The 11,505-nt window shown below is 39.5% G+C and carries 9 protein-coding genes; all 9 read right to left on the bottom strand.

Translation table 11 applies throughout. The features are described from left to right. Positions 1 to 1,026, bottom strand: a 1,026-nt coding sequence (locus ACQR30_RS10470; protein ID WP_429734788.1) for a sialidase family protein, incomplete at its 3' end; no start/stop codon positions are given. Positions 1,027 to 1,109: 83 nt separating this feature from the next. Beyond that, positions 1,110 to 2,327, bottom strand: coding sequence for an MFS transporter (locus ACQR30_RS10465; protein ID WP_429734786.1), 1,218 nt, complete (start codon positions 2,325 to 2,327; stop codon positions 1,110 to 1,112). 83 nt (positions 2,328 to 2,410) lie between these two features. Further along, the gene (locus tag ACQR30_RS10460) at positions 2,411 to 3,826 is read right to left on the bottom strand and encodes a peptidylprolyl isomerase (protein ID WP_429734784.1); all 1,416 of its coding nucleotides are present in this window, start codon (positions 3,824 to 3,826) and stop codon (positions 2,411 to 2,413) included. Positions 3,827 to 4,028: 202 nt separating this feature from the next. Further along, complete coding sequence (gene infB / locus ACQR30_RS10455) at positions 4,029 to 7,016, bottom strand: translation initiation factor IF-2 (protein ID WP_429734782.1); 2,988 nt, start codon at positions 7,014 to 7,016, stop codon at positions 4,029 to 4,031. 99 nt (positions 7,017 to 7,115) lie between these two features. Beyond that, positions 7,116 to 8,360, bottom strand: a complete 1,245-nt coding sequence (gene nusA / locus ACQR30_RS10450; protein WP_429734780.1) for a transcription termination factor NusA — start codon at positions 8,358 to 8,360, stop codon at positions 7,116 to 7,118. A gap of 40 nt (positions 8,361 to 8,400) precedes the next feature. Further along, positions 8,401 to 8,871 (bottom strand): ribosome maturation factor, encoded by a 471-nt coding sequence (locus tag ACQR30_RS10445; RefSeq protein ID WP_429734778.1) that lies wholly within the window; start codon positions 8,869 to 8,871, stop codon positions 8,401 to 8,403. A 192-nt stretch (positions 8,872 to 9,063) separates the two neighbouring features. Beyond that, a complete protein-coding gene (locus ACQR30_RS10440) occupies positions 9,064 to 9,264 on the bottom strand; it encodes a hypothetical protein (protein ID WP_429734776.1) in 201 nt (66 codons plus the stop codon). Then, positions 9,251 to 11,194 (bottom strand): sulfatase-like hydrolase/transferase, encoded by a 1,944-nt coding sequence (locus tag ACQR30_RS10435; RefSeq protein ID WP_429734774.1) that lies wholly within the window; start codon positions 11,192 to 11,194, stop codon positions 9,251 to 9,253. Before ACQR30_RS10435 ends, ACQR30_RS10440 begins: the two co-directional genes overlap by 14 nt. Before the next feature lie 80 nt (positions 11,195 to 11,274). After that, positions 11,275 to 11,505: glycoside hydrolase domain-containing protein (locus ACQR30_RS10430; RefSeq protein WP_429734771.1), on the bottom strand; the 231-nt coding region annotated here is incomplete at its 5' end.

Here is an 11,505-nt window from a genome sequence, read left to right as displayed (position 1 = left end):
CTTCTGTTGATATTCAACATTATAAGCAACAATCCTTGTTCCATCAGGAGTTAAGCACAACTGTACAAATCTACCATTTGGATCAAGGAGGCGTTTGGCAACCATGTGATTGTTTTTATCAAGTTCCGCATAGAAAACGCCTGCATTCTGAGCACCCGTAAACCAGGCCACATAACTTTTAGCATCTTTGCTAACCACTGAAGGGCCATCATGCGGACATCCGTCTATCACCCAATGATCATTACTAAAAGGGACTGATTTACTAAAGCTTTGACCGTCGTCAGCTGAACTACTTATGGATATATCTCTCACAGAACCCGGAAGCAAATCGCGGAATACAACGCTTATATTTCCTTTCTCATCGCTGCTCAAAGCCGTTCGGCAACATTGGCAACCAGCATGTTCAATAAGAATTGCCTTGCCAAAGCCTTCGTTTCCATTTGTTCTTGCAAAATAAACCGGGCGCGCATGATTAACATTATTCGGATCTGTACCCAACCAAGTTACACCGATTGCTCCGTTGCTAAGACGCACCATATCACCAAAAGAACGAGAACCAGTGCGAGAGGTGTCCGACTGAATAGACTTGGGTTCCGTCCATCTTTTACCGTTATCAAACGACATTATATAATGAATATCGCTTAATCCAAATCTGCTGTTTTTCATCGGAACAGATGTCTCAAAGATTGCTACAATCGTATCCTTGCCTTTAATTGCAATCTTGGGCATGCCTTCCTCATGAACACTGGTGTTAGACGGGGTAGGTACTGGAACAGCAGCAGAAAATGCCCTGGTCTTCGGATCCCAGTTGGCAAAATAGAAGCTTTTAATACCTGCGCTGTCGATCTGTATCCAACTGACAACCGGATTGTTGCGTTCATCGCCTGAGAGAAATACACAGGAAGCCTTCGTACTTGTATCGGATAAAAGAACGGGGTTCTGGACTGTATTAATATCTCCTTTATTGCTACTACATGATTGAAAAATCATAAGCAGCGCAATGAATAAAATGAATATTTTCTGCATTCTGGATAAATATAAAGGCGTAATTTTTATTAATTTAAAACTCGGATTTCCCGGTGTAGAATATTCCCGCATCAAAAATAAGCTTAATAGGTTTGTTCATCAAAAACAACTGAATTACTTGCTATCTTTTTCTTATGTGTTATAAAACGACTACGCCATGCAACAACGGCTGAGACCAAAGTCATAAAAATTAATAGAGATAAGGCTTTTGAAAGATTGGTCTTTTCTGCGATAAAACCAATGACGGAAGGGCCTGTAAGAAACCCTATCAACCCGCCGGTGGTAACCATAGCGAAACCTTCGACGGTGCTAATGCCGGGGATATGTGCCGAGGCTCTGAACAAAACAGGAACGATACAGCAACAACCAAAGCCGATTAAAATATAGCCGGCGATTGCCAATGCGGTTATCCAGGCGGTAACAACTACTAAAAACCCTGTCGAAGCAATTAAACAACCGGTAATTACCACCTTTTTGCTACCAAATCGTCCAACTAAAGTGTCACCGTTGAGCCGCCCAAAAGTCATGGCAAATGAAAACCCCGCGTATCCTAAACTTATCATCGCTTTAGGTGCATGCATCGATTCTTTGAGATAAATCGCACTCCAATCTGCCACACAACCTTCGGCCATATAGCTCACCAAACAAATAAACGCAATGCCTAAAATTCCTAAGGAAGGCAATTTAAAGGATGATCGGGAGTGAATGATTTCTTTATTACTTAATAGATAATTTCTGTTGGAATAGTTAACTGTAACAATTGCTGCAACAATAATTACAATTTGCCAGCCCGAAGGTACATGAATAGAAAACCAAAAGGCAGCAAGGACCGCACTTACTCCGCCACCTAAACTATACATACTATGACAAGTACTCATCATCAGCCGATTGTATTTCTTTTCCATATTGTTGACGGTGGCATTGATAGAGACACCATTCAAAAAGCTATTAAATCCATAGCAATAAAGACAGCACCAAAACATTATTCGGTTCCATGAATTGATTTGGAATATCATTACACAACATTGACACAGATAGCCGTAAAACATCCATTTTCCCACTTCAATTTTACTAAATATTCTTGTCGCCAACAGCATCCCTGTAACTGCGCCCAGTGGAGATAACAAGAGTGACAACCCTAAACTACCATCTGAAAAACCAAATCTTTCTTTTATCCCGGGAATGGATGCTACCCAAGTTCCAAAAAGAAGGCTGGAAGTGGCATATAAGAAGGCAACGGCCAATGCCGGTTTTATCTTTATAAAAGAAGAAATATTTTTAAGCATATTAAACTCCGTCATTTTTGGAAGGCATATTTTTCCACAAAACTTTATCTAAAAAAGCCAGACAAAACTGTCTGGCTTATAATATAAGATCGAATCCACTATTTTATACTACTAGAAGAGTAATGTTCCACTCTATCTTCCGTGTTCTTCATCCATGCTTCCAATTCTGAGCAATGCCCATAAGCCGGATCTATTTGTATATAAAAATCTTTCATGTGTGCAGTAAGCCACTTGTTCATTGCCATTTGTTGTTTATAGGCTAAGGCACTCGCTTGTATAGTAGAATAATCGTCATTCATGTTTTCTCTGTGTGGTTCAGTACGAGACTGAAGATAGACGATTCTGACTGCTTTTCGTCCATTATTATCAGTGAACACTTGTGGAATTGAATAGTCCCCCACTTTCATTGTGGGCAGAAGAGTCGCTAAATCTTTATCCTGCATTTCGTCAATTGTAAACGGCGTGATCGGATTATAAGGTGAGCCACCGGTAATAGCTCCTGCATTAAATTTAGCATCTTTATTATCGTTGTATAAACTAAAAGCAGCAGCGAAGGTCAATTTGTTAGTCACTAGTAAATTGCGAACACTATCTAGCCTACTGATGGCAGCTTTTATTTCTACATCGGTAACTGGTGGTATCTTTAATATATGACGGATGATAGCATCATTACCTGCACGGCTAACCATTTGAATAATATGATAACCAAATTGAGATTTTATTACAGGCGAAATCTGGCCTTCACGTAAACGAAAAGCAGCAGCCATAAAATCTGGATCGAAGCGACCTTTATCATCTTCTCTGTTCATACTAAATTGACCACCATTCTCTTTTACACTTGGGTCGTCTGAATATAATTTAGCAAGACTTGTAAAATTTGCTTTACCTGTTTCTACCTCTTTTTTCCATCCTTCTAATTGACTTTTTATTAAATCTACCACATCTTTATTAGGTGTAGGGTATATTATTATTTCATTTGCTTCAAACTGACTTTCATAAAAACGTAAACTGTCTTTTGGTATTTGATTGAAATAGGATTGAACTTCTGCCGGTGTTATAGTAACGTCTTGTGTAATCTTGGATTGCATTTTTTGTGCAAGTATTTGCTCTCTCAAATCGGGAAGGAGATTGTCGTGCATTTGATCGATAGTCATACCCGATGCTTTTTCCACTTGCTCCTTAGAACCATACATTCCCATAAAATAGCGAACTCTTTGTTGAAAGGCAGCTTCTACTTCATCTTCAGAAAAGGGTAAAGAATCCCGCTGGGCCTGTATAGCCAAGGCTTTGCGCATAATTTGATTTTGCAATATCTGACAATCCAAATCGGCAGGGAGGTTCTCAGCATTAGGCGCGTTCTTATATTGATTTACGCCCTGATCAATTTCAGATTTTAAAATAATATTATCTCCGACTTGAGCAATAATCTTATCTAATACAACCTTTTTCTGTTGCCCAAAAACATTCAAGGCAATTATTACAAAAAGTGCGTTTAAAAATAAATATTTCTTCATTGAGTTGTATGCGTTGCTGTTTTATTCTTTTAAAGAAAAACTCTATTCTACATAAGTGTCAAAAATAGGTATTTGGTAACAGTTTCATTATATATAAAGCCAATTTAACAAAATAAATAAGGCATTTATATAATAAGGCTAAATCCTCTTTTGAACGATTTAGCCTTATTGCTTAATTATTTAAAAAACGAATCCTCATTTTTTAAAGTGTACGTTTTATTTCTTCTTGTTCGTAAGCTACGATGTTGTCGCCTTCATGAATGTCGGTAAAGTTTTTAAGTGTAAGACCACATTCATAACCTTGTGCGACTTCTTTCATATCGTCTTTGAAACGTTTCAGGCTGCCCAATTCGGCGTAAGCACCTTCCTGACGGGGATACACCAAAATACCGTCTCTAAACAAGCGAACTTTATGATCACGTTTAACTTTACCTTCCAATACATAACATCCGGCAACAGTTGCTTTATCAAATTTGTAAACTTCACGTATTTCCACAGTTGCCACTTCTTTTTCCTGAACCTTAGGCTCAAGCATCCCTTCCATCGCGCTTTTGATTTCTTCAATTGCATTATAAATGATAGAATATGTCTTGATTTCTACACCTTCTACATCAGCCAGTCTGGCTGCTTGCGAAGAGGCACGCACATTAAATCCAAGAATAATGGCATCTGATGCCGTTGCCAGCAACACGTCGCTTTCGGAAATTTGACCTACGGCTTTATGCACAACACTTACAACAATTTCTTCAGTAGAGAGCTTTTGTAAAGAATCACTCAAAGCTTCCACCGAACCATCCACGTCCCCTTTGATGATAATGTTCAATTCTTTAAAGTTTCCTAAGGCCAGACGGCGACCAATTTCATCCAAAGTTATATGTTTACGGGTACGTAAGCCTTGCTCACGCATAATCTGTGCACGCTTATTGGCAATATCTTTTGCCTCAGATTCTTCTTTGTAAACTTTTATCTTTTCACCTGCCTGTGGAGCACCATTCAATCCTAATACCTGTACAGGAGTCGATGGACCAGCTATTTCAATACGTTGATTTAGTTCATTAAACATAGCTTTCATTCTACCATAATATTGACCTGCCACAACTAAATCTCCTTGACGAAGTGTGCCATTTTGCACCAACAAAGTAGCTACATAACCACGTCCTTTATCAAGTGAAGCCTCAACAATGGAACCCGTCGCTTCCTTATCTGGATTGGCTTTCAAATCTAATACTTCAGCCTCTAACAAAATCTTCTCCAACAAAGCATCTACATTCAATCCTTGTTTAGCTGAAATTTCTTGACTTTGGAATTTACCACCCCATTCTTCCACCAAAATATTCATTTGAGAAAGTTGTTCATATATTTTTTGTGGGTTAGCTCCGTCTTTATCTATCTTATTAATAGCAAATATCATTGGTACGCCAGCGGCCTGCGCATGGCTAATTGCCTCTTTTGTCTGAGGCATCACCGCATCATCCGCAGCAATTACGATTACGGCAATATCGGTAATCTTTGCCCCACGAGCACGCATTGCCGTGAAGGCTTCGTGACCTGGTGTATCTAGAAACGTTATGTTTTTATTTTCGTCTACATTTACGACGTACGCTCCAATGTGCTGGGTAATACCGCCCGCTTCTCCGCTTGCAACTTTTGTGCGGCGAATATAATCGAGCAAAGATGTCTTACCATGGTCGACGTGACCCATTATTGTAACGATAGGATTACGTGATTTCAAATCTTCAGTATCATCTTCATATTCTTCCTCTATCTCATCTTCCACATCATCGAGATTGATAAAGGATACTTCGAAACCAAATTCCTCTGTTACTAATTCTATCACTTCCGCATCTAAACGCTGATTAATAGAAACCATGATGCCTAGCCCCATACATTTTCCAATGATGTCGGCAAAGCTCACATCCATCAGATTAGCTAATTCGCTTACAGTAATAAACTCAGTAACTTGTAATCTTTTATCCTCCTGATTATCTCTTGCCTCTTGCGCCTCCGCCATTTCTTGACGTTTTTCACGACGATATTTGGCTTTGGTTTTAGTACGGGAACCGGCAGAACCTGCAAGTTTAGCCTGAGTTTCTTTTATCTTTTCCTGAATTCTCTTTTGATCAATTTCCTTATCCGCCTCGTGAGTCGGTCTATTACCACTTCTTACTCCCGTCGGTCTATTATTTCCAGTCGGTCTATTGTTTTGCGGGCGGGCAGGATGCGCATTGTTGCCGCCTTGACGCCCACCACTGTGTGGTCTATTATCTTGCGTCGCCGGCGCTTGCCCACTAGGTCTTTTATTTTCAATAGGAATACGCTTCCGCTTCTTATTTGCATCCTTAGAAGGCTTTGGTCTGGTATCACTATCAACTGGCAATTGTATTTTACCCAAAATTTTAGGCCCTTCTATTCTAGTAGCGCGAATATTTTCAATTATTGGTGGCGCATTTACTACGGGAGTATTAGCTTCAGGCGTTTTTACTTTTTCCTGAGGTTTGATATCTTCGGGCTTAGTTTCTTTAGGGACCTCTTTTGGCTTTTCTGCTAGTGGCATTGACGCCTTTTTAGCAGCAGGGACAGCCTCAATTTTATGCTCTGGCTTTTTTGCCACCTTCTTTGGTCGAGTAGATGAATCTATCGTAGATAAATCAATCTTATTTAAAATCTTAGGGCTCTCTAATTCGGGCGCAACTATTTTTAGTTTTTCTATATTTGATTCATCTACAGCAATACCAGCAGTAGGTGATTCCGTAGATTTTTCTTCCTTCACCTCCTGCTCAACTACGGGTGATTCCTTGTTCTCGGGAACCTCTACCTTTTCCTCTTTGGCCGGAACAACAGGAGCAATTTCAACCGGCGCTGGAACAATCTCAACGGGAGGCGCAGGTGTATCTACTTCCTCTACCGCTTCGGGCTTAGCTTCCACTTCTTCTTTTTTCTTCTTGTCGACTTGTTGCTGCTGAGTACCTGCACTTTTAGGAATTTCGATTTTATCGGCTTTGTCTTTTGCTAATTTATCGCTCTGGAACTCACGCTGAAGTGCAACGTACTGCTCCTCCGACAATTTTGTCGTTGGTTTCAGTTCGCCTTTATTAAATCCTTTGCTTTCAAGAAATTCTATGAGCGTATCGTGCCCAATATTAAATTCCTTGGCGGCGGCCAATAACCTTGGTAATTTCAATTCTGACATATCTATTTTTAGTGGTAAGCTTTTAGGATTTTGATTTTGTAACTGATTTTTAATTATTGCTTTTACAGCTTACTTGTTACTCTATCATTTTACTATAGCCTACTCTTTTTCAAATTCTTCTTCAAGAATGCGTCTAACCTCTTTGATTGTTTCTTTTTCTAAATCAGTCCTTCTTTCCAATTCTTCTGCTGTCAAATTCAATACGCTACGTGCAGTATCGCAACCAACACCTTTCAATATGGTAATAATCCATTCATCTATTTCATCGCTAAATTCTCCCAAGTCAATATCAAACTCTTCCGTTTCTTCGTTCTCGCGGAAAACATCAATATTATAACCTGTCAATTCACAGGCTAATTTAATATTTACCCCGCGACGACCAATAGCTAATGAAACCTGGTCAGAAGGCAAATACACTTCGGCTCTTTTTTTCTCATTGTCCAATTCCATATAACTGATATGAGAAGGCGTAAGCGAGCGCTGAATAAGTAACTGCGTATTATTAGTAAAATTAATTACGTCAATATTCTCATTTTTCAATTCACGTACAATACCGTGAATACGACTCCCTTTCATACCTACGCAAGCGCCTACCGGATCTATTCTATCGTCGTAGCTTTCGACTGCAACTTTGGCCCTTTCTCCTGGTTCACGTACTATTTTCTTAATGGTAATAAGACCTTCCGCTATTTCCGGAACTTCCATTTCCAGTAATTTTTCTAAGAATAATGGGCTTGTGCGACTAAGAATAATAACGGGTGTATTATTTTTAATATCTACACGGCTAATAATTGCGCGAATGCTTTCTCCTTTTTTAAAGAAATCTTGCGGTATTTGCTCCGATTTAGGCAATATAAGTTCATTTCCATCATCATCCAAAAGCAAAACCTCTTTACGCCATACCTGATACACTTCAGCATTAATCATTTCACCCAAGCGTTCTTCATATTTTTGTACCAGTACATTCTTTTTAAGATCGCCAATGCGACTGGCTAGCGTTTGTTTGGCAGCTAAAATTGCGCGACGACCAAAGTCATACAAATCAACTGATTCAATCAATTCTTCACCTACTTCAAAGTCCGGCTCAATTTTGATTGCCTCACTATAGGCAATTTCCGCGAGAGGATCTTCCACTTCGCCATCTTCCACAATCATCCGTCGACGGAAAATTTCAAGGTCCCCTTGTTCAGCATTTACGATCACGTCGAAGTTTTCGTCGCTGATATATTTTTTACGAAGTAATGTTTTAAACACATCTTCCACGACTTTCATCATCGTAGGACGGTCAATGTTTTCTGCATCTTTAAATTCTTGGAATGCTTCGATTAGATTGATACTTGCCATATTCTATACCATTTTAAGCAGGCCTTTGTTCTCTGCTTTTTTAAAACTGAATTTGTACGATTGTTGATTTTATAATGTCAAACGAAAAGTTTAACTGCTCTGTTACAAGTTTTTTACCTTTTCCTGTTGTATGCTCGATGGTGATACCCATTTCAGAAACCTCTAATAGCTGGCCTTCTTTTTTTGCTTCATCATTAAATAAAACTTCTACTTTACGGCCAATATTCTTTTTGTACTGGCGCAAATTAGCTAAAGGCTCATCTATACCTGGAGAAGAAACTTCCAGGGAAAAATCACCTTCAGGATATAATTCCTGTTCTTCTATTTTTTTATATAATGCTCTGTTTATTTTAATACACTTGTCAATAGTAATACCCTTATCTCCATCTATGTATATCTTAAAATTATTGGTGGGTTTTACCTTGAATTTTACCTTAAAATATTCAGTTTCGCCGGACAAAATTTCATCCAACAATTGCTCTATTAATACCGCTTTTTCCAAATCAGACATAAAAATACTTTTGAAAATAAGAGAAGGGAACGGTTGCCGTTCCCTTCATCTCGCTCACTTTTCTGCCGCAAAGCTAAGATAATATTGCTGTTTTTGCAAAAAAAAATGAATAGAGAATTAAACTAGCCGGATTTTTTCAAAAAAACTTCAATTTTTCAAAAAAAACCTACCAGATTCTCCTAAAATGGGGTTTCACTTTTTCCTAAAAAAGCTATTAGCCGCAATTATTTGTTTTTTTAGCCCAGGTCCACTCCATTTAAAGCACAAGCTATCTTTGCCTTCCTTTTGTTTATAATAATAAAGTCTGAAAGGATGCAATCCAGCTTTTAATAAAACTTTTGACTGTTTTTCTTCTCCAGGTTGATAGTTAAAATCAGCATCAATTATCTGCATCGGCATTCAGATAAAAAGTATATTCTCCATCTCTTGGTACATCAATATATCCGTCACAATAAAACAAAACATTATTTTTCATTTTAACCAAATGTACATTGGGGCTAGTTGAATGCCCTTCAGATAAGGCTTTTAACGTAGCTACTTGTGGCAACCATGGATAACTCCCTTTAAAAATCTTCCAATTCACACCGCTAGTCACTTTCGCTTTAACCGCTGGTACCAATGTATTGTCATAAGGTCTGGGTGCCCATTTTTCCGGTCGTCGCACCTGCATTACGCGTGCATGAAAATACGCTTGCAGATCCCCTACATTTTTGATGCCCTTGATATTGATGGCTCGTCTTGTCGCCGAAGAAATAATTGTTTGTGGTTTAAGTGCAAGATTATTCGTTTGCTGCGGATCTTTTACAACATTATAAATTTCAAAACTATCACTGGCCGCTTTAATATCATACCGAACGCCCACAAAATCACCTACGCGAAGCATCTGCATTTGAAACATTTTCCGGCCCCGATGATTGGCTGCAAACTCCTTAAACTTAGGCGTTCTTCCCGGAAAAAAATATTCGTTATAAATTAAGCTTGTGCGTTGAGAACCCTTTCCTGTAAGCTGAGGCAATAGAGAGACGCCATCTAATCTTTCGGGTGCCGGCATTCCGCTCGCGGCATCTATAAATGTAGGTATCCAGTCGAAAGAAATACTGGGCGTTTTATCCACCTTTCCAGCCGGTATATGTCCTGGCCATACCGCAATCGTCGGCATGCGAACGCCGCCCTCCCAATCGTCCCGTTTGATACCATCGAAAGGGCCGTAACTCCCAAAAAAAGTAGGATGATTCGCTATGTATCCCGTCGGCAAATAAGACTCAATTGAAGGGCCGTTATCAGAGGTATAAATGATAATGGTATTATCGTCAATCTTCAAATCTTTTAACAATTGTACCAGGTCGCCAACAGCAAAGTCTAGTCGGCGATTCGCCGTCGCGTACCGTTTGAAAGTCGCCGGCCAGGGAACTTCTGGTGTCGCAGGGTTATCATCATCATCGTAGGTTGCATGGGCATAATCTGGATTGACATAAGAATCCGGCATACCGGAAGCGGTGGTAATCATATGTCCGGGTGTGCCCAGCCATTGCATTCCTCCATGAAGCCCGCCACCTGCTGGATATGCCTGAGTAGGCAACTCTAATACCGCATGCGGTGTTTCATAAGCCAGATACATGAAGAAGGGCTTGTCTTTCCCTTCGCCCTCCTGGTGAGATATAATCCATTTTTTTGCATATGCTGTCCACAAATCGGCTGTATAACACTTATCCAATTCAGGAGTAATATTTTTACCCTTATCCCAGAGCTCAACTTGACCTTCTTTATAATAAATGGCTTCTTTAGGATAATGCTCATGCCCATCCATGTGGCGCATATAGCCAAAAAAGGAATCGAAACCACGATTCGTCGGGCGCGCAAACCACTCATCTCCATTTTTGTCCCAAGGTTTAGCACCTTGCAATCCCCACTTGCCAATGGCAACAGTCGAATATCCCAAGGTACGCATTGTGGATGCCATCGTGTAATTGCTGTCTATAGCACGGTCAAACTCATTATCTCTCACATTGGAATGCCCCTGACTTACACCCAACATCAGTGAAGCTCGTGAAGGGGCACAAACAGGTGCAGCAGCATATTGCTGCGTAAGCATTGCGCCACTGGCTGCCAATTTATCCAAATAAGGAGTGCGTTCATAAGGCTTTCCTTCTTTTGCTCTTTGGTTTTGAAAAAAAGTCCCAAGGTCTCCATAGCCCTGGTCATCAACTAAGATAAAAATCACATTAGGTTTAGTCCGCATTTTTTGAGCTAATGCTTTTTGAAAACAAAAACCAAATAGTATTAGCAAAGCAACTAACCCTTTAGGGGGTTTGAAATCATTCATTCTATTCTATTATATCTTATCTCCATTTACATTCATTCCTGTTTTTTTTACTTTCTCCTCTTCGTACAGTAGAAGAGTTGCTATTTAATTTCCAATAACCAGCCTTTATTAGGCTCCACCGGAATGGCAGCTCCAATTTTAAAACGCTCTGCAGATTGAAATTTGTCTATCGCCGGAGCAGTGATAGTTGCTCTGGAAGGATCAATACCGAGCGCTTTCCAATCAATTTTCAAATGAATATTCACCGTTGTTTTTGCCCAACTGGCTAATGAAATCAGTACAGAGTTATCTTTTTTATAAATAGTAACTGG

Origin of the sequence: Arachidicoccus sp. (assembly GCF_050436765.1) — a bacterium.
Lineage (GTDB): Bacteria > Bacteroidota > Bacteroidia > Chitinophagales > Chitinophagaceae > Arachidicoccus.
This window is presented reverse-complemented; position numbering and strand designations above follow the sequence as displayed.